The organism is Mesorhizobium sp. P160927 (genome assembly GCF_057766385.1).
The window spans coordinates 798,467-823,859 of sequence record NZ_JBYMDW010000001.1 but is presented as its reverse complement, the minus strand read 5'-3'; the positions used below and the strand labels follow the sequence as shown (position 1 = coordinate 823,859).

General features: G+C 64.1%; 24 protein-coding genes. 13 read left to right on the top strand and 11 right to left on the bottom strand.

The features are described from left to right. Positions 1-698: 698 nt before the first annotated feature. Positions 699-2,504, bottom strand: a complete 1,806-nt coding sequence (gene lepA, locus AC3CB8_RS04210) for a translation elongation factor 4 (protein WP_352548957.1) — start codon at positions 2,502-2,504, stop codon at positions 699-701. A gap of 208 nt (positions 2,505-2,712) precedes the next feature. On the opposite strand from lepA, the gene AC3CB8_RS04205 reads away from it, so the two are divergent. The 4 genes from AC3CB8_RS04205 to msrA all read left to right on the top strand — a co-directional run bounded on the left by AC3CB8_RS04205 (position 2,713) and on the right by msrA (position 5,985). Further along, the gene (locus AC3CB8_RS04205) at positions 2,713-3,792 is read left to right on the top strand and encodes a TadE/TadG family type IV pilus assembly protein (RefSeq protein ID WP_352563425.1); all 1,080 of its coding nucleotides are present in this window, start codon (positions 2,713-2,715) and stop codon (positions 3,790-3,792) included. A gap of 180 nt (positions 3,793-3,972) precedes the next feature. Then, a complete protein-coding gene (locus tag AC3CB8_RS04200; RefSeq protein WP_352563426.1) occupies positions 3,973-4,677 on the top strand; it encodes a DUF1223 domain-containing protein in 705 nt (234 codons plus the stop codon). Between the two features lie 114 nt (positions 4,678-4,791). Continuing rightward, positions 4,792-5,109, top strand: a complete 318-nt coding sequence (locus AC3CB8_RS04195) for a hypothetical protein (protein ID WP_352594835.1) — start codon at positions 4,792-4,794, stop codon at positions 5,107-5,109. Between the two features lie 150 nt (positions 5,110-5,259). Continuing rightward, positions 5,260-5,985, top strand: a complete 726-nt coding sequence (gene msrA, locus AC3CB8_RS04190; protein WP_023781999.1) for a peptide-methionine (S)-S-oxide reductase MsrA — start codon at positions 5,260-5,262, stop codon at positions 5,983-5,985. A 78-nt stretch (positions 5,986-6,063) separates the two neighbouring features. On the opposite strand, the gene AC3CB8_RS04185 is transcribed toward msrA, so the two are convergent. Next, positions 6,064-7,068 carry a cytochrome d ubiquinol oxidase subunit II gene (locus AC3CB8_RS04185; protein ID WP_352563428.1) on the bottom strand — a complete coding sequence of 335 codons (1,005 nt, stop codon included), beginning with the start codon at positions 7,066-7,068 and terminating at the stop codon, positions 6,064-6,066. Between the two features lie 286 nt (positions 7,069-7,354). Beyond that, positions 7,355-8,716 carry a cytochrome ubiquinol oxidase subunit I gene (locus tag AC3CB8_RS04180; protein ID WP_023782000.1) on the bottom strand — a complete coding sequence of 454 codons (1,362 nt, stop codon included), beginning with the start codon at positions 8,714-8,716 and terminating at the stop codon, positions 7,355-7,357. Positions 8,717-9,011: 295 nt separating this feature from the next. On the opposite strand from AC3CB8_RS04180, the gene AC3CB8_RS04175 reads away from it, so the two are divergent. Both AC3CB8_RS04175 and AC3CB8_RS04170 read left to right on the top strand, forming a co-directional pair. Next, on the top strand, positions 9,012-9,938 hold the full coding sequence (locus AC3CB8_RS04175) for an ABC transporter ATP-binding protein (protein ID WP_023771997.1): 927 nt from the start codon (positions 9,012-9,014) through the stop codon (positions 9,936-9,938). Beyond that, entirely contained in the window at positions 9,935-10,696 is a 762-nt protein-coding gene (locus AC3CB8_RS04170; RefSeq protein ID WP_023771996.1) for an ABC transporter permease, read from the top strand. The genes AC3CB8_RS04175 and AC3CB8_RS04170 overlap by 4 nt, the downstream gene beginning before the upstream one ends. A 27-nt stretch (positions 10,697-10,723) precedes the next feature. On the opposite strand, the gene AC3CB8_RS04165 is transcribed toward AC3CB8_RS04170, so the two are convergent. After that, positions 10,724-11,761, bottom strand: a complete 1,038-nt coding sequence (locus AC3CB8_RS04165; RefSeq protein ID WP_023771995.1) for a phosphatidylglycerol lysyltransferase domain-containing protein — start codon at positions 11,759-11,761, stop codon at positions 10,724-10,726. A gap of 445 nt (positions 11,762-12,206) precedes the next feature. On the opposite strand from AC3CB8_RS04165, the gene AC3CB8_RS04160 reads away from it, so the two are divergent. After that, positions 12,207-13,394 (top strand): flavin-containing monooxygenase, encoded by a 1,188-nt coding sequence (locus AC3CB8_RS04160; RefSeq protein WP_352563429.1) that lies wholly within the window; start codon positions 12,207-12,209, stop codon positions 13,392-13,394. A gap of 32 nt (positions 13,395-13,426) precedes the next feature. Here AC3CB8_RS04160 and AC3CB8_RS04155 read toward each other — a convergent pair whose 3' ends face one another. Further along, complete coding sequence (locus AC3CB8_RS04155) at positions 13,427-13,651, bottom strand: hypothetical protein (protein ID WP_023771993.1); 225 nt, start codon at positions 13,649-13,651, stop codon at positions 13,427-13,429. Between the two features lie 134 nt (positions 13,652-13,785). Next, positions 13,786-15,789 carry a PhoX family protein gene (locus tag AC3CB8_RS04150; RefSeq protein WP_352563430.1) on the bottom strand — a complete coding sequence of 668 codons (2,004 nt, stop codon included), beginning with the start codon at positions 15,787-15,789 and terminating at the stop codon, positions 13,786-13,788. 277 nt (positions 15,790-16,066) lie between these two features. Here AC3CB8_RS04150 and AC3CB8_RS04145 point away from each other — a divergent pair, with 277 nt between their 5' ends. Beyond that, positions 16,067-16,561, top strand: coding sequence for a hypothetical protein (locus tag AC3CB8_RS04145; RefSeq protein WP_352548944.1), 495 nt, complete (start codon positions 16,067-16,069; stop codon positions 16,559-16,561). A gap of 132 nt (positions 16,562-16,693) precedes the next feature. On the opposite strand, the gene AC3CB8_RS04140 is transcribed toward AC3CB8_RS04145, so the two are convergent. Next, the gene (locus AC3CB8_RS04140; RefSeq protein WP_023771991.1) at positions 16,694-17,356 is read right to left on the bottom strand and encodes a response regulator; all 663 of its coding nucleotides are present in this window, start codon (positions 17,354-17,356) and stop codon (positions 16,694-16,696) included. Next, a complete protein-coding gene (locus AC3CB8_RS04135; protein WP_023771990.1) occupies positions 17,353-18,744 on the bottom strand; it encodes a sensor histidine kinase in 1,392 nt (463 codons plus the stop codon). Before AC3CB8_RS04135 ends, AC3CB8_RS04140 begins: the two co-directional genes overlap by 4 nt. A gap of 169 nt (positions 18,745-18,913) precedes the next feature. On the opposite strand from AC3CB8_RS04135, the gene AC3CB8_RS04130 reads away from it, so the two are divergent. From AC3CB8_RS04130 to AC3CB8_RS04115, 4 genes are all read left to right on the top strand, one after another. Then, complete coding sequence (locus AC3CB8_RS04130) at positions 18,914-19,255, top strand: hypothetical protein (RefSeq protein ID WP_015314759.1); 342 nt, start codon at positions 18,914-18,916, stop codon at positions 19,253-19,255. 8 nt (positions 19,256-19,263) lie between these two features. Beyond that, positions 19,264-19,968 (top strand): phosphatase PAP2 family protein, encoded by a 705-nt coding sequence (locus AC3CB8_RS04125; protein WP_023793405.1) that lies wholly within the window; start codon positions 19,264-19,266, stop codon positions 19,966-19,968. 273 nt (positions 19,969-20,241) lie between these two features. Further along, on the top strand, positions 20,242-20,520 hold the full coding sequence (locus AC3CB8_RS04120) for a helix-turn-helix domain-containing protein (RefSeq protein ID WP_023771988.1): 279 nt from the start codon (positions 20,242-20,244) through the stop codon (positions 20,518-20,520). A gap of 62 nt (positions 20,521-20,582) precedes the next feature. Then, complete coding sequence (locus AC3CB8_RS04115) at positions 20,583-22,313, top strand: SulP family inorganic anion transporter (protein ID WP_023771987.1); 1,731 nt, start codon at positions 20,583-20,585, stop codon at positions 22,311-22,313. Here AC3CB8_RS04115 and AC3CB8_RS04110 read toward each other — a convergent pair. The 3 genes from AC3CB8_RS04110 to AC3CB8_RS04100 all read right to left on the bottom strand — a co-directional run bounded on the left by AC3CB8_RS04110 (position 22,303) and on the right by AC3CB8_RS04100 (position 24,251). Beyond that, entirely contained in the window at positions 22,303-22,929 is a 627-nt protein-coding gene (locus tag AC3CB8_RS04110; protein WP_023771986.1) for a DNA-3-methyladenine glycosylase, read from the bottom strand. The two genes, AC3CB8_RS04115 and AC3CB8_RS04110, sit on opposite strands and share 11 nt — an antisense overlap. Continuing rightward, positions 22,908-23,288, bottom strand: coding sequence for a nuclear transport factor 2 family protein (locus AC3CB8_RS04105; RefSeq protein WP_023793411.1), 381 nt, complete (start codon positions 23,286-23,288; stop codon positions 22,908-22,910). Before AC3CB8_RS04105 ends, AC3CB8_RS04110 begins: the two co-directional genes overlap by 22 nt. A 102-nt stretch (positions 23,289-23,390) precedes the next feature. Then, on the bottom strand, positions 23,391-24,251 hold the full coding sequence (locus AC3CB8_RS04100; RefSeq protein ID WP_352563432.1) for an SMP-30/gluconolactonase/LRE family protein: 861 nt from the start codon (positions 24,249-24,251) through the stop codon (positions 23,391-23,393). Positions 24,252-24,365: 114 nt separating this feature from the next. On the opposite strand from AC3CB8_RS04100, the gene AC3CB8_RS04095 reads away from it, so the two are divergent. After that, positions 24,366-25,157, top strand: a complete 792-nt coding sequence (locus tag AC3CB8_RS04095; protein WP_352563433.1) for a helix-turn-helix domain-containing protein — start codon at positions 24,366-24,368, stop codon at positions 25,155-25,157. Positions 25,158-25,393 lie beyond the last annotated feature (236 nt).

Genomic DNA, 25,393 nt, shown 5'->3' with positions numbered 1-25,393 from the left:
ACCAGGCACGATCGATTTCGATAATGACTTTTAGGCATGACAGCCGCTAAGACAGTCTTAAGTGCGGCTTTGTGGGGGTAAAGACCGTACCGGTGGAACCTTCCAAGGATTCGGACGAAACGCGCTTCTCACGACACCATCAAGCAATGCTGGCGCCGCGCCAAGGGCCTCTAACCTCGGAAGACATAACAAACAGAAGGCACTTGTAGCCTCGGCAAAGTTCTACCAAAGAAGCCGTAAGTGTGTTCCCTCCCGTGATGGGAGGGGCCGTGAGATGAAAACGCGGGTTAAGACCGTTGTGTATAGGCGTGCCATGTGGCTGGAGGGACACGATCCAACCAAGACTCTTGGACCATGCCTAAAATGCTGATGGATGTACAGCGCTAGCGAGTTGATGCCGAAGTCGACCTCCGCCGCTCTGAAGTCGGCATTGGAATAAAATTTAGGCTTTCGGCGCTTTCCAGGGAGCTTCGTGCCTTCTGCTTATTGCGCATCAAAAGGCGATGTCCCCGAAACGGGGCAACGATACGGTGGGGTAGAGATGCAAGGGTGACGGGACGTTGTGGCTACTCTCCACCGCGCAGTGTCAGCGCCGCGCTGGCGGGGGGCCGGCTGCCTCCGGCAACTCCCCCGCTTTCGAAGCCGTCATCGATCCACCGGATCGATGACTTGGCGCGCTCCGCGCGCCAATCGGCTTCTCAATCCCCCATCTTCAGCGCCTGGATAAACGCCTCCTGCGGGATATCCACCTTGCCGAACTGCCGCATCCGCTTCTTGCCCTCTTTCTGCTTGTCCAGCAGCTTGCGTTTGCGGGACACGTCGCCGCCGTAGCATTTGGCGGTCACGTCCTTGCGCAGGGCGGAGATGGTTTCGCGGGCGATGACCTTGCCGCCGATGGCGGCTTGGATCGGGATCTTGAAGAGATGGTGCGGGATCAGCTCCTTCAGCTTCTCGCACATCTGGCGGCCGCGCTTTTCGGCCGCCGTGCGGTGCACCAGCATGGAAAGCGCGTCGACCGGCTCCTCGTTGACCAGGATCGACATCTTCACCAGGTCGCCCTCGCGATAGTCGGTCAGGTGATAGTCGAACGAGGCGTAGCCTTTCGAGATCGACTTCAGCCGGTCGTAGAAGTCGAAGACGACTTCGTTGAGCGGCAGGTCGTAAGTCAGCATGGCGCGTTTGCCGACATAGGAGAGGTCGGCCTGGATGCCGCGCCGGTCCTGGCAGAGTTTCAGGATGCCGCCGAGGTAGTCGTCGGGCGTCAATATGGTGGCGCGGATCCACGGCTCCTCGATCGCCGAGATTTTCACCACGTCGGGCATGTCGGCCGGGTTGTGCAGTTCCTTCATCGAGCCGTCATTGAGCAGCAGCCGGTAGACGACCGAGGGCGCGGTGGCGATGAGGTCGAGGTTGAACTCGCGCTCCAGCCGTTCCTGGATGATTTCGAGATGCAAGAGACCCAAGAAGCCGCAGCGATAGCCGAAGCCAAGCGCGGCGGAGGTTTCCATTTCATAGGAGAAGGACGCGTCGTTGAGGCGCAGCTTGCCGACGGCGGCGCGCAGGTCCTCGAAATCGGCGGCGTCGACCGGGAACAGGCCGCAGAACACCACCGGCTGCGCCGGCTTGAAGCCGGGCAGCGCGTGCGCGGTCTGGCGCTTGTCCTCGGTTATGGTGTCGCCGACGCGGGTGTCGGCCACTTCCTTAATCGAGCCGGTGAAGAACCCGAACTCGCCGGGGCCGAGCTCGTCGACATTGATGCGGGCGGGCGTGAACACGCCGGTGCGCTCGACCAGGTACTTGGCGCCGGTGCCCATCATGCGGATGGTCTGGCCCTTCTTCAGCACGCCGTCGATGATGCGCACCAGCACGATGACGCCGAGATAGGCGTCGTACCAGCTGTCGACCAGCATCGCCTTCAAGGGTGCTGATGCATCGCCCTCGCGCGGCGGCGGCAATTGGTGGACGATGGCTTCCAGCACATCGGGAATGCCGAGGCCGGTCTTGGCCGAGATCAGCACGGCATTGGAGGCGTCGATGCCGATCACCTCCTCGACTTGCTCGCGGATGCGTTCGGGCTCGGCGGCCGGCAGGTCGACCTTGTTCAGCACCACGACGATCTCGTGGTTGTTGTCGATGGCCTGGTAGACATTGGCGAGCGTCTGCGCCTCGACGCCTTGCGAAGCGTCGACCACCAGCAGCGAACCCTCGCAGGCGGCGAGCGACCGCGACACTTCATAGGCGAAGTCAACATGGCCGGGCGTGTCGATGAGGTTGAGGATATAGTCCTCGCCATTGTTGGCGCGGTACTTCAGCCGCACCGTCTGCGCCTTGATGGTGATGCCGCGCTCGCGCTCGATGTCCATCGAGTCCAGCACCTGCTCCTTCATGTCGCGCAGCTCCAGCCCGCCGGTCGACTGGATCAGGCGGTCGGCAAGCGTGGATTTGCCATGGTCGATATGGGCGACGATGGAAAAATTGCGGATGTGGTCGAGGGGCGTGCTCATGCCGCGCGCTTTAGCAGGGGCGGCAAGCGGCGGCAAGGCTTGGCGCCCAAGGGCTGCCTTACCACTCACAAAGCGGTGAGATCGGCAAAAGAATCGAAAAAACCGGCCCTCGTGGAAGGAATGCATAAACTTTGATCGATCACATTAGAGCTTGGTTTGGCGGCTGCGTGGTAATTGCACGCTCGCTAATGTCTGTCGGGGGTTTGAAATGTTCAGCGTTTTGCGCGGCTTTGCCCGCTCCCGCAGCGGGTCGATGATGCCGCTCTTCCTGGTGATGCTGATGCCGCTGATCGCGGTCATCGGCTTCTCGGTCGACTATACCGGCGCGGTCCAGACCAAATCCAACCAGCAGCAGGCGCTGGATGCCGCGATCCTGACGATCACCACCATGGACACCACGTCGACGCTGGCGCAACGCCAGACGCTGTTGCAGGATTCCTTCGCCGCCAATGGCGGGCAGGGCACCGCGACGCTGACAAACTTCGTGGCCGGCACCGCCACCACCGCCACCACGGCGCAGGCCACGGCAAGCTTCGCCATGCCGACCGTTTTCATGTCGATTGCCAGGATCAACACCGTACCGATCGCCGTCGGCGCGGCGGTAAGCAAGCCGCCGGCACTGGTGAATGCCACCTTCAAGGTCTCCGGGGTGTCGGGTTACTGGAACAAGAAGATGACGCTCTACGGCACGCAATTCGGCGGGACGACGGCCAAGCCGCTGATGACGATCGACTACACGTATGGGAACACCGGGGACCCGAAGGGCTACGGCACCACCAATGTCAACGTCCTCACCACCGATTCAACCGGCAAGACCGTCACCACGCTGGTGCAGAAGCAGGTCTGCACCGTCGGCAAAAACCCGCCAAACGGCGTGACGCTCCTGAAAGATGCGAGTGGCACGTCCTATTACTGTGTCGACACGATGTACCCCGCCAATGGCCCCGGCGCATCGATCGACGTCAGCCAGATGGGTGGCCTCTCTCTGCAGATGTATGTGCCATCAGGGAACCCGCAATACCTCCAGACAAATGATCCGACCACCTCGAACCGACTCTACAGCGGGGTCAAGGATCCGCAGACCAACCAGGTCACCTACAATGAGACCGCGACCGGCCAGATCGTCGATATCTTCAGCGTCGTGCCTTGCGGCGCGACAGCCTATCAGGCCTGGGAAGACGGCGGTAACTCGGTTCCGGCGCCTGTCAGCAACGCCGACTTCTTCTACAACGTCACGGGCAAATGCGACTACAACAAGCGGCCCTCGGAGACGGCACTGACGCAGTGACGTAGACGATCTCCCCCTCTTGGTGGGGAGATCGTATGCGGCGACCGAGTTCGCCAATGACGCCCGCAGGGAAGAGGCGCCTTCAATCACAAACCGGTGAGCGCCGTAACGAAACGGTCGGTCGCGGCGAAGTGGGGATATGAGCGGCGCATCGTGGCGTCGTCCCCACGGAGCAAGCCGATGTCGCCAGTCCTATCAAGCAGGTTTTTCGCACTGTCCGGCCTCGCCGCGCTGGCGCTCGCCGGATCGCTCGCCGGCGCCGTCGCCCAGCCGCTCACCGTGGTCGAGCTGTTCACCAGCCAGGGCTGCTCGTCCTGCCCGCCGGCCAACGCCAACCTCATCAGGGTCAAGGACCGACCCGGCGTGCTGGCGCTGTCGTTCAACGTCACCTACTGGGACTACCTCGGCTGGAAGGACACGTTCGGCAAGCAGGAATTCACCCAGCGCCAGGTGTCCTACGAGCCGCCGCTCGGCCATGACGGGCCGTTCACGCCGCAAGTGGTGGTCAACGGCCATGCCGACGTCGTCGGCGCCGCGCCCGGCGAGATCGAACATCTGATCGCGGCTACGGCCAAGGCCGGAGGCCCGTCGCTGTTGCTCGAGGGCGGCAAGGTCGCGATCGGCGCCGGAGCCGCTCCGGGCGGCCACGCCGATGTCTGGCTGGTGCGCTACACCAAGGGTGTCGTCGAGGTGCCGGTGGCGCGCGGCGAAAACACCGGCCGCACCTTGCCGCATGCCAATGTCGTGCATGCGCTGACAAAACTCGGCAGCTGGAGCGGCGTCGCCAAGACGCTCGATTTGCCGGCGGCCTCGGGCGGCCTCAGCACCGCCGTGCTGGTGCAGTCGCCCGGCGGCGGACCGATCCTGGCCGCAGCCGCCAATTAGATCGCGTTCGAGCGGAATTGTTCAAACAGAGATTTGCGCCGCCGCAAGAGCAGCGGTGCAAGAGCCCGGCCGCCAAAAGGCGTGCCATCAACCCGTAAACCCAAGGAACCGACCATGACCACTTTCTCCCGCCTGACGCTGCCGGCGCTCGCCCTCGCTTTGTGCTCCACGGCGCTGTTTGCCGGCGGCATCGCGCGCGCCGACGATGCCACCAATGCGATGAAGCCCGCCGCCAACGCCATGGCGCCGGCCGCGGACGCCATGAAGCCGGGAACCGATGCGATGAAGCCGGCAACCGAAGCGATGAAGCCGGCCGACCCGATGGCCACCAACTCCATGAAGCCAGCCGCGAATGCCATGAAACCCGCCACGGATGCGATGAAACCGGCGACGGACGCGATGAAACCGGCGACGGATGCCACCGCCAATTGAGATTGGCCTTCTGTCCCTGGCGGCTCCCTGTCCAGCCGGGGACAGTCGGGAGGCGCACGCGAATGTGAGCCTCCGCCGCAACTCACGCATCGCGCCACCGTAGCTGATCCAATAGACTGATCCCAAATGGAAGCCATGAGGAGTGCAACCATGACCACTATCAACAACCGTTCGACAGGCTTTGTCCGCGGCGCGCTCGCCGCACTCGCCCTTGCCGTCGCGGGCGCCGCCTTCTGGCTGACGCCGGCCATTTCCGCCGAGGATGCCGTGAAGGTCCCGCCGCCGGCGATCGACGAAAAGGCGGCCATCGGCACCGAGAAGGCGATCTTCGCCGGCGGCTGCTTCTGGGGCGTGCAGGGTGTGTTCCAGCACGTCAAGGGCGTCAGCAAGGCGGTCTCGGGCTATACCGGCGGCGCCAAGGACGACGCCGTCTACGAGACGGTCGGCACCGGCCGCACCGGCCATGCAGAGTCCGTCGAGATCACCTATGATCCGTCCAAGGTGACCTACGGCCAGCTGCTACAGGTCTATTTCTCGGTCGCCCACAACCCGACCCAGCTCAACTACCAGGGTCCGGACTCGGGCACCCAGTACCGCTCGACGATCTTCGCCGAGAACGACGCCCAGAAGAAAATCGCGCAGAGCTACATCGCCCAGCTCGACAAGGCCAAAGTGTTCGGCGAGCCGATCGTCACCACGCTGGAGACAGGCAAGACCTTCTACCCGGCCGAGAACTACCACCAGGACTTTTTGACGCTGAACCCGACCTATCCCTACATCGTCTACAACGACCTGCCCAAGGTGGCGAATTTGAAGACGCTTTTCCCGGCGCTTTATAGCGAAAAGCCGGTGCTGGTGCTGTCGGCGAGCAATTAGTTGCTCGCCAGGGTGCACAAGGGACGACAGGCCGGCGGGACAGCCTCCCCTCCGGCCTGCCTGCCGCTCTACCAAGCCTCAATCATACGTCAGATCCGTCGCCTTGCCGCCGAACACGCGGTAGGCATAGAACGAATAGAAGATGATGACCGGCAGCACCACCACGGTGCCGGCCAGGATGATCGCCAGGCTTTCGGGCGCCGACGCCGCCTGCCAGATGGTCAGGCGATCGGGCACCACATAGGGATAGAACGACCAGGCCAGGCCGGCAAAGCCGAGCGCGAAGATGGCGGCCAGCGTCAGGAACGGCGTCAGCGAATGGCGATCGTCAGGTCTCGGTAGATGGAAGGTCTGCCGCCACAGCCAGGCAAACAGCAGCGCCGACACGATCGGCAGCGGCGACAGATAGAGCATCTCAGGCCAGACGAACCATTTGGCGAAGATGCGCGGGCTGGCGAACGGCGTCGCCAGCGATACGGCGGCCATGCCGAGCGCGGTCAGCACCAGGGCGGTGCGCAGCCAGAGCACCGCCTTCTTCTGCAGCGCGCCTTCGGTCTTGTAGATCACCCAGGCGGAGCCCATCGCCGCGTAGGCCGCCGCCAGGCAGAACGCCACCAGCACGCCAAACGCCATGCCGCCTGGTCCGACATCGAGGCCGAGCACGTAGACGCCCAGCATATAGCCTTGCGCCAGCGAGGCGATGAGCGAGCCCAGGAAGAAAATACGGTTCCAGCGATGTTTCTTCCCTGCCGGCACCTTGGCGCGGAAATCGAAGGCGACGCCGCGCAGGATCAAGCCGACCAGCAGGACGAAGACCGGAATGTAGAGAGCCGTCAGGATGACGCCATGCGCCAGCGGAAAGGCGACCAGCAGCAGGCCGACAGCCAGCACCAGCCAGGTTTCGTTGGCATCCCAGAACGGGCCGATCGCGGCGATCATGGTGTCCTGCTCAGTGTCTTCGGCGGCGGCGAACAGGATGCCGATGCCGAGGTCGAAGCCGTCGAGGATGACGTAGATCAGGATTGCAAGGCCCATCAGGCCGGCAAAGATCAGCGGGAGGGCGGTTGGCCAGTCGAAGGTCATCGGTATATCTCCCAGCCGCGATGGGCCGGGTGCACTGCCCTACCGCTTGAAGCAATCGTTTTAAATCGATTGTCGGGGTTGGCGCTGACCCTCATCGCCCTGCCGGGCACTTCTTCCCGTATAGTGACGGGGAGTAGGAGGCTGGCCGCAGCGCCGGCGCCCTTCCTGCTACCACGATGATGATTGGCGAAACCGGCGACGACAGCGCCCCTCTCCCCGTCACTATACGGGGAGAGGATGCCGGCAGGCAGGTGAGGGGCGGCGCGGACCTGCGATGAAGACATGCTCACTCTCCCGCCGCCGGTTGCGACATGGCCGTCTTCATCACCCCCGGCAGCGGCGAGGTGTCGCCATCCTTGGCCGCCTTCAGCGCCAGGTGCACCAGCACGCCGAGATAGGCGATCAGCAAAAGCACGTAGAGGAGGAGATAAATGGCAAGCGTCAGCGCGACATGGTTGCCGGCCACCGGGCCGACGGCGTCGGCGGTTTTCAGCACGCCGGTCACCAGCCAGGGCTGGCGGCCGATCTCGGTGGTGTACCAGCCGGCCAGCGTCGCCAGCCATCCCGACAACGCCATCGGCACCATCAGGATGGCGAGCGGTCTTGGCAGCGCGTGCCGGCGCTTGAGGAAGAAGGCGGCCGACCAGGAGACGGCGAGCATCAAAAGCCCGGTGCCGACCATGATGCGGAAGCTCCAGAAGAGCGGAAAGACCGGCGGATGGTTGCCAGGATAGTCGTTCAGCCCTGGCACGACGCCGGCGGTCGAGTGCCGCAGGATAAGGCTGGCCCCGTCCGGAATCGCGACCTCGAACTTGTTTTCCCTGGCCGCCTCGTCGGGCAGCGCGAACAAAACCAGCGGCACGTTGGGACCGGTGTTCCAGTTGGCCTCCATGGCGGCGATCTTCTGCGGCTGGTGTTCCAGCGTGTTGAGCCCGTGCTGGTCGCCGGCCAGGATCTGGACCGGGATCAGGATCGCCGCGGTGAAGACGCCGGTGCGCAGCGCCTTCCACATCGATTCCGAACGGTCGCCGTTGAGGTAGCGCAGCGCCGACAGGCCGGCGATCAGGAACGACACCGTCAGCCCCGAAGCGAGCAGCATGTGCACCAGCCGGTAGGGCATGGACGGGTTGAAGACGATGGCCCACCAGTCGACGGCGTGCGCGACGCCGTCGCGCATCTCGAAGCCGGCCGGCGTCTGCATCCACGAATTGAGCGCGATGATCCAGAACGCCGACAGCGTCGTGCCGCCGGCGACCAGCACCGTCGCCAGCGTGTGGATGCGGTTGGAGACGCGGCGGAAGCCGAACAGCATGATGCCGAGAAAGGCCGCTTCGAGGAAGAAGGCGGTGAGGATCTCGTAGGCGAGCAGCGGCCCGGCGATGTTGCCGACATGCTGCATGTAGCCCGGCCAGTTGGTGCCGAACTGGAAGCTCATGGTAACGCCCGAAACCACGCCCATGGCAAACGACAGCGCGAACACCTTCACCCAGGTGAAATAGGCGCGCATCCAGGCGGAATCACTGGTCGCGTTGTAGCGCAGCTTGAAGAACAGCAGCACCCAGCCAAGGGCAATGGTGATTGTCGGAAACAGGATATGAAACGAAATATTCGCGCCGAACTGCATGCGCGACAGTATGAGCGGGTCCATGGCGGGCTCCGGCTGCTATTATTTTTTTCGACGCATTCCGGACGGAAAACCGTTCACATTTTCCTGGGATTGCTTCCAATACCGGCGAAGGATAGGCCCGAAGCAGGGTCAGGTCAAAGCGGCGTCCTGCCGCGAGGCTGAACGCCGCAGGACAATTTTCCGGATAGACGCGGCGCATTCCCAGCCAGCCTCGAGCTTCGATGTCCAGAACTGGCAGCAGGGCATGGACTTGCGGTTGCACCGGGCGACAACAGGCCTATATCAAGTCACCTCTTTCAGGCAGCCGTTTTCAACCATGCCCTCCATATTGTCCATTTCCGGGGTCTCCAAGACCTACGCCACCGGCTTCACCGCGCTCAAGGAAGTCAGCCTCGACATAGAACGCGGCGAGATCTTCGCGCTGCTCGGCCCCAACGGCGCCGGCAAGACGACGCTGATCTCGATCGTCTGCGGCATCGTCAACCGCTCGTCGGGCACCGTCACCGTCGATGGCCATGACATCAACAAGGACTATCGGGCCGCGCGCGGCATGATCGGGCTGGTGCCGCAGGAACTCACCATCGACGCCTTCGAGAGCGTCTGGGCGACCGTCAATTACAGCCGCGGCCTGTTCGGCAAGCCGGCCAATCCGGCCTTCGTCGAGAAGGTGCTGCGCGACCTTTCGCTGTGGGACAAGAAGGACGCCAAGGCGATCACGCTGTCGGGCGGCATGAAGCGGCGGCTGATGATCGCCAAGGCGCTGTCGCACGAGCCGCGCATCCTGTTCCTCGACGAGCCGACCGCCGGCGTCGACGTCGAGCTGCGCCAGGACATGTGGGCGATGGTGCGCCGGCTGCGCGAGGACGGCGTCACCATCATCCTCACCACGCACTATATCGAGGAAGCCGAGGCCATGGCCGACCGCGTCGGCGTCATCAACCGCGGCGAGATCATCCTGGTCGAGGGCAAGGCCGAACTGATGCGCAAGCTCGGCCGCAAGGAGATGAGGCTGGAGCTGCGCGCGCCGCTAGGCAACGTGCCCGACGGGCTCTCGCGCTACGCGCTCGAACTGTCGCCGGACGGCACACAACTCATCTATACCTATGACAACCAGAGCGACCGGCCGGGCGTCGCCTCGCTGATCCGGGATCTCGAGGCCGCCGGCATCGAGTTCCGCGATCTCGACACCAAGAACAGCTCGCTCGAAGAGATCTTCGTCAATCTCCTGAGGCAAGAGCCATGAACCTGCGTGCGGTATGGGCGATCTACCGGGTCGAGATGGCGCGTGCGTTCCGCACCGTGCTGCAGAGCATCATCTCGCCGGTCATCTCGACGTCGCTCTATTTCGTCGTCTTCGGCTCCGCCATCGGCTCGCGCATCACCGAAATCGACGGCATCGCCTATGGCGCCTTCATCGTGCCGGGACTGATCATGCTGTCGCTGTTGACGCAGTCGATCTCCAACGCCTCATTCGCCATCTATTTCCCGAAATTCGTCGGTTCGATCTACGAGCTTTTGTCGGCGCCGGTCTCCTACCTGGAGATCGTCATCGCCTATGTCGGCGGCGCCGCGACCAAGTCGATCATCCTCGGCCTGATCATCCTGGCCACGGCCTCGCTATTCGTGCCGCTGCACATCGAACATCCGTTCTGGATGCTCGCCTTTCTGATCCTGACGGCGGTGACCTTCAGCCTGTTCGGCTTCATCATCGGCATCTGGGCGAAAAGCTTCGAGCAGCTGCAGCTGGTGCCGCTGCTGATCATCACCCCGCTGACCTTCCTCGGCGGCAGCTTCTATTCGATCCACATGCTGCCTGGCATCTGGAAGACGATCACGCTGTTCAACCCGGTGGTCTACCTGATCAGCGGCTTCCGCTGGAGTTTCTACGGCAAGGCCGATGTCTCGGTCGTCGTCAGCCTCGGCATGACGCTGGTGTTCCTGGCCGTCTGCATCGCGATCGTCGCCTGGATCTTCCGGACCGGCTACCGGCTGAGGAACTGACGCGGCCCTAAAGTCGTGAGAGAGGCCTCAAATGGCCTTGACCAGCCGCAGCAATCCCAGCATCTCGATGTAGGTCCCCTCGCGAAAGGCGATATAGACCGGCTCCTCGGCGCCGTGGAAGCGGCGCTTGAATGCCGCCTGTCCCTGCAGGTTGAACCTGCGGCGGTTGACCCAGGGCGAATCGTAGGCGCGCTGGAAGGTGTTGCGCCAGAACTCGCTTTCGGCAAATCCGCTCGGGCCGACATCGACCAGCGGCGACAGGCCGAGCGTCACCACCGAAATGCCCTCGTCGCGAAAGCGGTCGACGGCGAATTTGGTCAGGCCGATCTCGGCATGCGGCGAGGCATCGATATGCTTGCGCTTGAAGGCGGTGGTGTAGCCGATCACCTTGCCGTCGGCGAACATCGGATCGAAATCGAGCAGGGCGACCAGATCGCCATCGGGACCGTGCAGCACGAAACGGCGCATATCGGTGCCGAGCTGATCGTAGAACGGTCGGTTGAGGAAACCCATCTCCCATCGCTTGACGATGCGGTCGCCGCGCCAGTTTTGAGACAGCCGGGAGATCTCGTCGAGATGGATCGTGCGTTTGTCCTCCTCGAATGAAAAGCCCTTTTTCAGCAGCCAGCGCTCGGAATAACGCACCGTTTCGTTCCGCTTGCCGGAAAAGTCATGGTCGGGCAGAACAAGGCGCGTGTCGATGCCCAGCCGGTTGATCTTGTAGCCAAGGCCGGCAAGGACCTGGGCGGTCTGTTCGCCGATCTGCACGAACCACGGGCCGCCGGCGCTCTCGACGAAGCGTCTGATGTAATCGGGCCACCGATCCGGCGCCGCCACGGGATCGCCGAGCGCGAAATGATGCTTCATCTTGGTGCCGAAGGCGATGTAACCGTCGGCATCGCCAAAATAGGAAAGCTTGCTTTGCACGGCGGTGGAATAGGCGAGCGAGAAGCCGCCATGGCGGCGCACCAGCGCCAGCCGTTCGACATGCGTCAGCGCCCGGCGCTCGACCTTGGGCGAGGCCCCCTCGAGGATGTTGTCGAAATAGATCCGCAAGGAGGGCATGGTCGAGATTCCGCGTGCCGTCCGTGGCGCGACGTGTCCGACGACACGCAAGACGCGCCACGGCGTCTTGATTTTCCGCAGGGAAGCCGAAATCGGGTTGCCGGTTTCGAATGCCCGCGTCCGTGACGAGATCCGCCTGCCCCCGGACCTCGAATCAATCACTTTGCCGCGACCTGATTATCGCCGATGTCGCCGATATGCCATATAGGGTTGTATGTATTCGGACAGAAGCGGGTAATCCGCTCCATGTCGTGGTTTTGACGCGGTGCCGCGACCGGCTGTTTGCGCCGGGCGGTGGAACGCTCCGGAAGCGAAGCCGCCTCGGCGCGGGACCATCGAAAATCGGCATCGAGTTGCCGTTCGGGTTCTTGCGCGCGATCAAACTGTTACAGCGGCCTGCGAGCCTTCAGGGGCTGCCGCGAGGGCGAATGGGATTCGAGAGTGAATGGCTGATACGACAAGCAGATCGATGGTGGAGCAGGCGGAGACGGTCGAGCCGGCGATCGTCATTGGCGCCGGCGCCGCCGGGCTGGCCGTCGCGAGGGCCTTGATGAAGGCCGGCGTGGCGACGGCGATCCTGGAGAAGGAAAGCCGGCTGGCCGAGCCCTGGCGCCGGCGCCACGAGCAGCTGCACCTCAACACCCACCGCGATCTCTCGGCGCTGCCCGGCCTTGCCTATCCCAAGGGCACCCCCGCTTTTCCGCACCGGGACGTCGTCATCCGTCATATGAGCGATTTCCATGAGGCGAATCGTCTGCCGGTGGAGTTTGGCGTTTCCGTCGAGGCCATCACGTTCAGGGGCGATCACTGGCTCGTGCGCACCGGCGCCGGCTCGCGCCTGGCACGTCATGTCGTTGTCGCCACCGGCCGCGACCGGGAACCCTTCACGCCGCAGTGGAAGGGGATGCAGGCGTTCGCGGGCCGGATCATCCATTCGGCGGATTTTGGCGATGCCCATGCCTATGCGGGCAAGAAGGTTCTGGTTGTCGGCGCCGGCAATTCGGGCTTCGACGCACTCAATCATCTGGCGGGTGTCGATACCGCCGCTGTCTGGCTGTCGGCCCGCAACGGCCCCGCCCTTTTGCCCAAGCGCGTCGGCAAGATCGCCGTGCACCGCCTCTCGCCGCTCATGGCGCGCCTGCCTCTGCGCGTCGCCGATGCGGTGATGGCGGTGACGCAGCGCCTGGTATTCGGCGATCTCACCAAATTCGGCATGCCACCCGCGCCCGCCGGCGGCGCCAGTCGCCTGAGCTCGGACTACACCGCGATCGCCGCCGACGATGGCGCCGTCGATGCCATCAAATCGGGCAGGATCGTGGTGGTGCCCGGGGTTCGGGAGTTCACCCGCGACGGCGTCACCCTGGCCAATGGCAGCTTGATCGCTCCCGACATCGTCATTGCCGCGACGGGCTACCGCACCGGGCTGGAGCGGATGGTCGGCAATCTCGGCGTGCTCGACGACAAGGGCGTTCCGCTCTTCAACGGCGGCCAGGCCGATCCGAAACTGCCCGGCCTGTGGTTCACCGGCATGCGGCCGAGCATCCGCGGCTGCTTTGCCAATGCCGGCATATTGGCCAAGGCGATAGCTGCTCGGATCGCCGGCTCATCCCGCCCCTCCGGCGCATCACGCTGAGCGACCGCATAGGACAACATTTTCCGTCGGCCTCACGCCGATTTCGGCTCCAGCCGCCGGAAACCGACAGCTTCGGTCAGCATCTCCTCGTCGACCATGCCGGCATTGTAGAGGGCCAGCAAGGTGAGCGCCAATTCACGCGCCTCGGCGGATTCGGGATGCGCTTGCCGTCGGCGGCAGGCCTCGTCGAAGACACGTTGCAAGGTGGCCACTTCGTCAGGTTTGAGCAGGCCACGGTCGTAGATCGACTTGGGCATGGCGATGATCTCCTGATCACGATCTAGGGCGCCACGTGTAAATTTCCAATCTTTCCCGAGGCTTGAATACGATGTCGCACAAAGGAGGGGCCCCGGATCGCCGGAGCCCCTCTCATTTTTTGTCTCGCGTGACCTCAGATGGCGATCTTGCCGCCACCCTGTTTGGTGATGGCGACCACCGCCGGCCGCACCGGCATGTCGGGCTTGAAATCGGGCCAGCGGGTTGACAGGTCCTCATAATAGGAGGGCCGGCCGAACGCTTCCCAATCCTCGCCGCCGTCACCCGGATGCTGGACGGCGACGAAGGCGGTCTGATCGTCGGGCGCAAACTGCGGGCCGCACATCTCGGCGCCGATCGGCACCCGGAAGAACAGTCTCGAGGTCGCCCGCGCCGATCCTTCCGTGTCCACCGCCCACAGGCCGTCGGTGCGGCCGGTGGCCTTCGGGCCCTGGCCGTCGGTGGCGACCCACAGGCGCCCGGCCGAATCGACCGCGCAATTGTCGGGCATGCCGAACCAGCCATTGGCGCTCGTCGCGGTGGAGAAGGTGGCGCCGACGGCCGCCACCGACGGGTCGCCGCATTTCAGCAGCACTTCCCACTTGCCCTTGGTGGCGGCGAAATCGCCATCGTCCTCGACGATTTCGATGATGTGGCCGAAGGCGTTTTCCGCGCGCGGGTTGGCGGCGTCGACCTGATCGGCCTTGCGCTTGGAATTGTTGGTCAGCATGACATAGACCTTGCCGTTGCCGGCATTGGGCTGGATGTCTTCGGGCCTGTCCATCTTGGTGGCGCCAAGCAGGTCGGCGGCGCGGCGTGTCTCGATCAGCACGTCGGCCTGGCCGGCAAAACCGTTTTCCGCCGTCAGCGGGCCGTGGCCGAACACGATCGGCATCCATTCGACCGAGCCGTCCTCCGCGAATTTTGCGACATGCAGTGTGCCGTCGTCGAGCATATCCTTGTTGGCCGCGCGGTCGCCGGCGTTGAACATGCCCTTGGTGACGAACTTGTAGACATAGTCGAAGCGCTCGTCGTCGCCGAGATAGAAGACCACGCGACCATCCTTGGCGACGATCGATTCGGCGCCCTCATGCTTGAAGCGGCCCATGGCGGTGCGCTTGCGCGGCACCGAGGCCGGGTCGTTGACATCGACCTCGACGATCCAGCCGAAGCGGTTGGGCTCGTTCGGCTCCTTGGCCAGGTTGAAGCGGTCATAGTGCGCGCCCCATTCATAGGCGCCTTCCGGAATGCCGAGGCGCTTGTAGTTGGCGGCCTCCTTGTGGCCCTCCGGCAGCTCGCCGGAGAAGTAGCCATGGATGTTCTCCTCGGACATCACATAGGTGCCCCAGGGCGTGACCCCGCCGGCGCAATTGTTGATGGTGCCGAACACCTTGACGCCGGACGGGTCGGCATTGGTCTTCACGCGGTCATGGCCGGCGACCGGGCCCGACAACGCCATTTCGGTGTTGGCGGTGATGCGGCGGTTGAGCTTGCCGTCGCGAATCACCCGCCATTTGCCGCCCTCCTTGCGGATCTCGACGATGGTGCCGCCATGGGCGGCCATCTCGACATCGACCTGCTCCTTCGAGAGCGGCGCCACCTCGGCCGACTTCTTGCCGTCCTTCTCGACGATCTTGACGATGCCCGGGAACATCAGATGCGGGTTGGTGTATTCGTGGTTGACCACCAGCAGGCCATGTTCGGCCGAGCCGTCGAGCGGAATGTAACCGACATAGTCGTTGTTGTAGCCGAACTGCCTGGCCTGGGCTTGCGCCGACTGCTTCGTGGGGTCGAATTCCGGCGAATCGACAAACAGCGGATCGCCCCAGCGCAGCAAAACGTCGGCGTCGTAGCCGGGCGCGACGTGGTGCTTGTCGTCGATACCGGCCTCCAGCTCGTCGAATTTGAAGGCCGAACCTTCCGCGGCACGGGCATCGTCGGCGGCGATCATGGCCAGCGGGCTGACGGTGGCGGCGATCGCCGAAACAGCAAGCGAACCCTTGAGGAAGCCGCGGCGCGAGAATCGCGCGGCGATGATCTCGCCCATGGTGCGGTTTTGGCTAGGATTGTTGGCGGGGCCCTCGTTTTCCTCGAGCAGGCTGGTGCGGAATCGGGCGTCGGGGGATCGATGTTCGGTCATGGGAACCTCTGGCTTGGTTTTGGCTGGAGCTTGTTGCCTGTTCGACCGCTTACGGCAGGCTGATCACATTTTCGTGACATGGTATCTCCGCTGCTGCTCACTCGCGAGGGCGATTCTCCACGCGTCGCCCTGGGACTTTGGTCCGATCTTGCGCCTGCAAAGGTCCTGGGGGACAAACGCAACGGTCGGGGGTCGCTTCCGGCCACCACGTCTTTCGGCGATGTTGTTGCACTGCGACGTTGGGGTGGGCACGCCGGCTCAATCGACGGAGATCAGTATGCGTGGATCGATCACGGCCCGTTGTTGCCGTCTGGCTATCGGATCGGCGGCCGTCCTGGCGCTAACCATCGCTCCCTATGAAATAGTCTTCCATGGCTTCGTGCCTGGACTCGATGCCGCGACCGCACATGCCGACAAGGGCGGCAACGGCGGTGGCGGCGGCAATGGCGGTGGCAATGGCGGCAACGGTGGTGGGGGTAACAACGGCAACGGTGGCGGCAACAACGGCAACAGTGGCAATGGCGGAAACAGCGGCGGCGGGAATAGCGGAAAGGGTAAGAGCCAGGGCCAGGGCGACCAGAGCACAAGCCATGTCAACGCCATGACCGGCGACACGGTCGACGTGGACGGCAACAAGATTACAGTTCAGCACCCCGACGGCTTGACGGAAAAGATCGAGAACGGCCGTTTCAGCATGATGGATAAGCTCGGCCGCACGATCATCGATCGCCGTGCCACACCGGCCGATGCCAGCCGGCTCAAGGCGCTTTGAATTTCGGCCCCATGAATTGCGGCCCCATGAATTTCGGCCTTGTGAAGTTGGTCGACAGGCAACGACCAGTTTCACACGTCACCTCCGCCGCCCCCGGCGGAGGTGACCTCGTTTCGCGGCGTTCCGCGATGGCTACGAACGGTCCCTGTCGCGGTCGCGAAACTCGCGCATGATGAGGGCCGCTTCAGTACGGTTTCGCACGTTGAGTTTCGACAGCACCCCCGTCATGTGATGCTTGACGGTCTTCTCCTGCAGCTCCAGGCGCAAGGCGATTTCCTTGTTGCTCAGTCCCTCCGCCACCAGCCGCAGTATTTCGGTCTGCCGGCCGGTGAGCTGCCGCAGCCGGTCCGCGACCCCGTTGGCGGGCTGCAGGGACTGCACATCGGAAAGCAGCCGGGCTGACAGCATCGGCGAAAGATAGCTTTCGCCGGTTGCCACGTTGCGCAGGATATCGGCAAGCGCGCGCGATCCGACACCTTTGAGGACATAGCCGAGCACCCCGGCGTTCAAGGCCTTGGTCACATCGGCATTCGCCTCCGAAACGGTCAGCATGACGATCTTTTGGGCGGGATGGTCGGCAAGGATGCTGGCAACCGCGGCCAGGCCGCCGCCCGGCATGGAAATGTCGATGAGCAATATGTCGGGCTGCATGGTCGAGGCGATGCGCTCCGCGTCCTGCGCGGTCGCACCTTCGCCGACCATCTCGAAGCCGCCGATCTCCGACAGGCTGCGCGTCACGCCTTCGCGGAACAGCGGATGATCGTCGACAATGGCAATGCGGATGGCGCCGATCATGCTTGCTCCTCGACCGAAAGACGGATCACCAGCTTCGTGCCTTTCGGCCCTGTCAGTGTTTCGAATTGGCCGCCAATGCTTTCAACCCGCTCCCTGAGACCGGCAAGGCCCAACCCCTCTGCCCGCGCCAGATCGAAGCCCGGTCCGCCGTCCGATACTTCAACGAAAAACCGACCATTTTTCATGCCTGCACGCACCGCCTGATCCTTGCCCCGTCCGTGGCGGTAGGCATTGTTCAGCCCCTCCTGCACGAAGCGATAAATGCTGATCTTCTCAGAAGCGCCAGGCTCCGGCAAATGTTTCGGCATCGTAAGCGTCACCGATGTGCCCGTCCGGCGCTCATGCTCCTCGACGGCCAGCCGCAGAACGTCCGCCGCCGCCGCCGTTTCTATCTGCGGCAGGACCAGACCGGTGCAGATGCCGCGTATTTCGCGCATCGCATCCTCCAGCGTCTTGCGGATCATGGCGACCTCGGTCGAGCGGCCTTCGCTGCCATGGCCGTCGCCGGTAAACACCGGACTGTCCATGCGCAGCGCGGCCAGCGCCACGAGCTGGGCAGGGCCGTCATGCAGATCGGCGCCGATCCGGCGCAGATATCTTTCGTTGAGCGCCGTGGCGCGGCGGGACGCCCGCTGCACACGATGCCGCAAGGCGCTGTTCTGCGTCACCAGGCCCTGCAGCTCCGCCACCTGGCGGCGCAGCGCCCCGCGCTGGTCGTCGATAATGCGGCTGCCGCGCAGGACAATTCCCGACAGAAGCAGGAATGCCGTCAAGGTGGTGCCTGCCACGACCAGCCAGCTCGACAGCAGGGCGGAAGCAAGGGTCGCCTTGAAATCGCTAGCGACCTCGTAGAATTCGGTGACGGCGACCACTTCGCCGGACCAGGGCTCGCGCACTGGATTGTAGATCTCGAGCAACGGCACACCCGCGGCCCGCTCCTTGTCTTCGTTCTCGTCGAACGTATCGAACTGGGCAACGACGCTGCCCTGGAAGGCAGAACGCAGATTGTCGTTCAGGTCGAAGCGGCGGCCGGTCAAAACCGGGTCCTTCGAATAGAGGATCGTGCCGTCGCGGCGCCAGAGCCTGAAGGACGCCAGGCGTTTGCCGAGCGCGCCCTGGCCGAGCGTCTCGTCGAGGGCCTGCTTGACGGATGCGCTGAGCTCCTCGCTCTTGCGCAGGTCGGGCAGCAGCGGCGCGATCACGCTGTCTACATAGAGCGCCGTCGTGGCGGCCGAATTGCGAATGACGCCGTCCCGGATCTGCGTCGTCACCCAGGTCCCGACGATCACCATGACGACCAGGAGCCCAAAACCGCCGGCAACGACGAATTGCAGAGCAAGGGAAAGCTCGCTCCAGCGCCGCGCCAAGTTCTGAAAAATACGAATCATGAACCCCTTGCCGCCCTTCTATCGACAGGCTGGGCGATTGCGGCACATTGAGCTTCAGCCTCGCGGTTGCCAAGACCCTCGTTTGAACGACGTCGCTTGACGTACCGGCACGCTTCGGAAACAAGGTCGGCGCTATCAGGCGAAAGCCGCTTCGAAGGGGGACGGGACGTTGAGTTTTTCGGGACTTCTGCAGCTCGGCTTTTCGACGGTGATCTTCCTCCTGGCGGCTACCGCCGCCAAGCAATGGGGACTGGCGCCCAGCCTGGGCAAGATCCTGCTGACGCTGGCGCTCTATTCGCTGGGCAATCTGATCATGCTGCGGCTGATCCGCGAATTCGGCATGTCGGTATCGTTCAGCCTTTCGGCGGTGATCCAGCTGGTTTCGGTCAACGTCGTTGCGCTGGTGTTCTTCGGCGAGCGCGTCAACGCGCTGCAGGCGGCCGGCATCGCGCTGGCGATCGCCGCAGTCGCGCTGATCACGCTTGGACCGTATCTGCAAGGGCGGATGTAACGGTGCCGATGAAGAACGTCGCGAAGGCTCTGCTCAACCGGGTGGAATTCCCGGTGCTGCTGGCCGGCCTGGTCATCGCCGGTGGGCTGTGGGGGTTCGAGGAATTGATGGAGGTGGCACGGGCCACCACGCCGCACGCCTTCGATACCGAAATCCTCCTTGCATTCCGCCGGGCCGGTCAACCGGCGATCCCGATCGGTCCGCCATGGCTGGAAGGCGCGATGCGCGATATCACCAGTCTCGGCAGCTCCAGTGTTCTGGTGCTGATCACGGCGGCGACGATCATCTATCTGCTGTTGATTCGCCGCCCGGCGACGGCGCTTCTCATGTTCGTTGCCGTGGCGGGCGGCCAGGTGCTGTCGAGCCTGCTGAAAGTCGGCGTCGACCGGCCACGCCCGGAACTGGTTTCGCATCTCGTCGACGAGATGTCGCTTTCCTTCCCGAGCGGCCATGCCATGCTGTCGGCGGTGACCTACCTCACGCTCGGTTCGCTGGCGGCGCGCTTCCTGCCGGGCCGGACGACCAAGGTCTACGTGCTGTTCCTGGCGGTGCTGACGACAGTGCTGGTCGGCGTCAGCCGCATCTATCTCGGCGTCCACTGGCCGTCGGATGTGCTGGCGGGCTGGTGTGCCGGCTTCGCCTGGGCGATGCTATGCTGGTTGGTGGCGAGGCTTCTGCAACGGCGTAGGGCGGTGAGCGAGGAGCCTGACTGAGTCAGATCAACCTGTTGATGAGGTGGCCTCCGCAGCCTGTCAGCGACAAAACCGTCGACAGCAAGCCTGCCGATATCACCAAGGTCTTGAAAACGTTCACCCGCGTACCCCCCGCCTCTGTTGCACCACCCTACCCGAAATCCTTGGTGAGTATCGAAGAAAATGGATATTAGCCGGCAGTGGTTACGTCTAAAACTTCATTAATGAAGCTTGAAACATGATAATAATGGTATTATACGTTATGTCAGCAGGCTCAGACGGGGATTCCGGCCGATGATCACTGCCGCGCAGATGCGCGCCGCAAGGGCGCTGGCCGGCATCGACCAGAGGACGCTCGCCGAGCGCGCCGGCGTCTCGCTTCCCACCATCCAGCGCATGGAGGCGAGCGGCGGCGTGGTCAGGGGCGTGGTCGATACGCTGATGAAGGTCATCCAGGCTCTCGACGAAGCCGGGGTGGAACTGATCGGCGAGAACCAGGCCAGCGAGCGCGGCGGCAGGGGCGTGCGCCTCAAGCCCGCCATGCCGCCGGAACCCAAGGCTGAGCCGGAATAAATCGCGACGGCGACCGCCGACAGTCCTGCCGACGATCCCGCCGCCTTTTGCAGGGGCAGTTCATGGATCAAGCGCGTCAGGCAGTGCATCAGGCGGTGAAGCCGACATTCTCCGAGCTGTTCACGCCGAAGTTGGTGACCGTCTGGCGGGAGGGCTACCGCCTGCCGCATTTCAAGGCCGACGTCATCGCCGGGCTGACTGTCGCCATCGTCGCGCTGCCGCTGTCGATGGCGATCGCGATCGCTTCTGGCGTGACGCCGGAGCGAGGCCTCTACACTTCCATCGTCGGCGGCTTCATCATCTCGGCCTTGGGCGGCAGCCGCTTCCAGATCGGCGGGCCGGCCGGCGCCTTCATCGTGCTGGTGGCGGCGACGGTGGCGCGCGTCGGCGTTGACGGCCTGCTGCTGGCGACGATGATGGCCGGTGTGTTCCTGCTTGCCATCGGCTATCTCCGACTCGGCACTTACATCAAGTTCATTCCCTATCCGGTCACTGTCGGCTTCACCGCCGGCATCGCCGTCATCATCTTCTCCGGCCAGATCGTCGAACTGTTCGGGCTGACCTTGCCGGGCCGGGAGCCCGGACCGTTCGTGCCCAAGCTGATCGAGCTTGGCGAAGCAGCCGGCACGATCAACCTCGCGGCGACCGCCGTGGCGGCGCTGACCATCGCGACCATCGTCTTCCTGAAGCGCTGGCGGCCGAAATGGCCGGCCATGTTGATCGCCATCGGGCTCGCCTCGCTGGTCGTGGCGCTGTTGGCGTTGCCGGCCGAGACGATCGGCACGCGCTATGGCGGCATTCCGCGCAGCCTGGAATGGCCTGGCATGCCACCCGTCAGCTTCGGCAGGATGCTCGACGTCTTGCCGGACGCCATCGCGTTCGCGCTGCTCGGCGCCATCGAATCGCTGCTGTCGGCCGTCGTCGCCGACGGCATGACGGGCCGGCGGCACCGCTCGAATTGCGAGTTGGTGGCGCAGGGCTTCGCCAACGTCGCGTCGGCTTTGTTCGGCGGCATCTGCGCCACCGGCACCATCGCCCGCACCGCCACCAATGTGCGGGCCGGCGCGCACGGCCCGGTCTCGGGCATGGTCCATTCGGGAATCCTGCTGGTGCTGATGCTGGTGGCGGCGCCGCTTGCCAGCTACATCCCGCTCGCGGCCCTTGCCGGCGTCCTGGCGGTGGTCTGCTGGAACATGGTCGAGAAACAAGCCTTCGCCACGCTGCTCATGGCATCGCGCGGCGATGCGCTGGTGCTGATGGCGACCTTCCTCATCGTCGTCTTCCGCGATCTCACCGAAGGCATCGTCGTCGGCTTCGCGCTCGGCTCGATCCTGTTCATCGACCGCATGGCCAAGTCCGTCGCGGTCGAGGCGGACCTGGCGCAGGACGACGTCGCCGACAGCGTCGGCGGCGCCCGCGCCTATGATTCCGCGGAGGCAAGCGACGCCGACACCGTCGTCTACCGCATCTCGGGCGCCTTCTTCTTCGGTGCCGCGTCCACCGTCGGCAGCGTGCTCGACCGCATCGCCGACCAGCGCCGCAACTTCGTGCTCGACTGTTCGGCCGTGCCGCTTTTCGATTCGACGGCGGCCAATGTCATCGAAAGCGCGGCCCACAAGGCGGGGCGCGCCGGCGTGCGCTTCATCATCTCGGGCGCCTCGCCGCAGATCCGGCGCATGCTGATCAACCACGGCGTCAAGCCGCCGCTGGTGACCTATGCCGCGTCGATCCGCGACGCGCGGGGCCAATTGGCGGGGAAACAAGGGGCGGAGCAGCTGTCTCTCAACGATTGAGCGATGCCGGGCCGCTGACGAACGGACTTTCCCTGACGTAGAACCGCAGCAGGCGGTCGGCGTCCTTCGAAATGCCGATCCTGATGCCCTGTCCGATCGCACAGGGCTCACATTCATCGTGGGCGAGCCACAGCGGGCCTTCCCGGCACAGGTCGATCCCGTCGAGCGAACGATCTATCCGCAACGCCGCGGCCAGCCTTCCGGGCCCCCGCGCCAAGTCGCGCAGGCGCTCGACGCCTCGGTTCAGCCGCATGATCGCGACGCCTTCCAGCGGTTCCAGCGCCCGGATCAGCACACCGGTCCCCACCCCTGGCGTCTCGCTCGAGACATTCAGCATGAAGGAGGTGCCATAGGCGAGGTAGACATAGGCGTGCCCGGCTTCGAGAAACAGCGACCGGTTGCGCTGCGTCATCCCTCGAAAGCCGTGCCCGGCCGCGTCACCGACGACATAGGCTTCCGTCTCGACGATGCGGCCGCTGACCCTGCCTTCGGGCAAGTCGCGCACCACCAGCTTGCCGACGAGAAACCGGGCGAGGGCGGCCGTATCGTCCGGCAGCTCGGAGCGGGCGAGCGGCTGATGATCCTCCCCGTGACTCACGGCATCCGCTCGACCCATTGCGCCCGCGAAGCTCCCGGCTCGAACGGATCGCCGAAATACTGCGTCTCGCGGGCGACCTTGCCGTCAAGGAACTCCATGATGCTGACCGTATAGGAGGGCCGCCCGTCATAGGTCAGCACATATTCGGTGACCAAGAGGTTACCGGCGCCGGTGATCCGCCGCACGCTGAAGCGCTTGCGGTCCGGCTGCGCGGCGCGCGACGACTGGATGTCGCGCCGGCCGCGGATGCGCTCGCCCGATTGCGGATAGTCGAGCACCGCATCCTCCCGGTAGATCTCGTGTTCGGCCTCGAAGTCACCGGCATCGGAGGCGGCCCAGTGGCGATCCAGGGCCGCCCTGATTTCCCGGTCGTCCATGGCAATCCTCCTTGACCATTACCGTGGGATCGACCGTCGTAGCACGGTCCATTCCACGGCTGTTAGCATGGGTCGCATGGATCGACCCCGAAGCGCCGGTGCTCAGTCGAGCTTCAATGCCGCCACTTCGCCCTCGCTCATCAGCGGCACATAGAGGATCGACTTGCCGTCGGTGCCGATGTCGGCGCTGCCGGGCTTGAAATGCGCCACCGCTTCCGGGGTTCCGCCGGCCTTGTACCGGTAGAGCGTGCCGGTCATGTAGGCGGTGGCATAGATGGCGTCGCCAATGGCGACGACGCCGTCGAGGTCGGCAAAGTTCTGCGCGCCGGGCAAAGGCGTGATTTTCCTCGTGGCGAGGTCGACGGCCAGCAGCCCGCCGGGCTCCGCCGTGCTGAAATCCGCCTTGATGCCCTTGCCCCAGGAGGCGACGATCAGCCTGTCGCCATCGGCGAAGACGCCGTTGGGTGAAGCCAGCAACGCATCCCTGGCGAACAGCTCCGGTTTGTCGCCGTCGATGCGATAGATCGTCTCGGCCAGCATGTCGCTGACATAGACCTTGCCCGTCTGGTCCGAGGTCATGTCGTTGAGGAAGACCGCATTCGGCACCGCGATGGTGGCGATGAGCCTGCCGCTGGCCAGATCCACGACGCGGATCTTGGTGATGTCGGCGACATAGAGCCTGCCGCCCGCTATCGCCATGCCCTTGGGCGCGTCCATGCCGTCGGTCCAATGCTGGGTGACCGTCTTGCCGTCCAGCGACAGCAGGCTGAGATAGCCGTTGCCGTCAGCCTCGCCCGGATTGCCTGATATGTTGGAGACGATGATGCGATTGTTGGCGGCATCGAACAGCGCCGATTCCGGTTGTTCGAGGCCCGTGGCGCGCCAGAGTTCGCCGGCCCGGACGGCGGGTGCGGTGGCGATGCCGATGATGGCGGCAAAGGCTGGGAGGATGAAACGGTTCATGGCTGTTCTCCTGTGATGACAGGCGGGTAGCTAGGGTTTTTGATACTTTTCCGGAAGCTCGATTACCGCTAGTATCGAATATCGATACTAAAATGCCGGCAAGAGGTGCATCCCATGAACGCTCTGATCTTCGAGGCGCTGAAGCGGACGCTGAAGGCGAAAGGTGTCACCTATCGTGAGCTTGCCGAGCGCATGGGCGTTTCCGAGCCGACGGTGAAGCGCATCTTCCACGAGAAGAACTGCAAGCTCGACCGGCTGGTGGATATCTGTGCCGCCGCCGGCGTCGAGCTGGACAACGTGCTCGGCTCGATGAACCGCGGGCCGGGGCCGGTCAACCACATCGCGCCCGAGATCGAGCGCCGGCTCGCCGGCCGGCCGGCGTTGCTGTTCATCTTCGTCATGCTCTCGGAGAAATTCACGCCTGAAGGCATCATGCGTTCGCAAGGCCTGAGCGAAGCCTCGATGTTCCTCTATCTGCGCGACCTCGAGCAGCTCGGCCTGATCGCGCTTGGCCGTGGCCTGTCGGCGAAATTGCTGGTCGAAACGCCGATCCAGTGGAATTTCGAGGGGCCACTCAGGCCGCTGTTCGAGATGACCAACAAGAATTTCATCGGCTGGGCCATCAGCCATATCGAGAAGGGGGCGACCTTCGTCAGCTTCTCCAGGCGGATGCGTCCGGAGACGGCGGAGATGGTGCGGCGCGAGGCGGAGGAGCTGGCCGAGCGCGCCAAACTGCTCGCCCATCACGACCAGCATACGACGCCCGAGGACGGGCTCACCGGCTACAAATGGACGTTTGCCTTCGGGGCGACGCCGTTTCCCGCGATCATGCCGATCGGCCCGCATCCGCGCGATGCCGGCGCCCAGCCCGCCGCTCCTGCAAAACGCCACCCCCTGCCGGCCTGACCAATCATCCCGAGCCTGGCTGCACCTGGCGGCTGAGCTTGTCGCGCACCGCTCCCGCGGCGCCGACTGCCACCATTCGCCACCGGCTGGCCGCCCGGACCAGCCACGCGGCCCGCGATACCGACCGCGCCGGTAGGGCGCGTTGGGATAGAACAGATCCGGCACCAACATTCATGATAGAATTCGCACACTGATTTGCCAGACTGTAGTAGGCGGGCCAGACTGTAGTAGGCGAG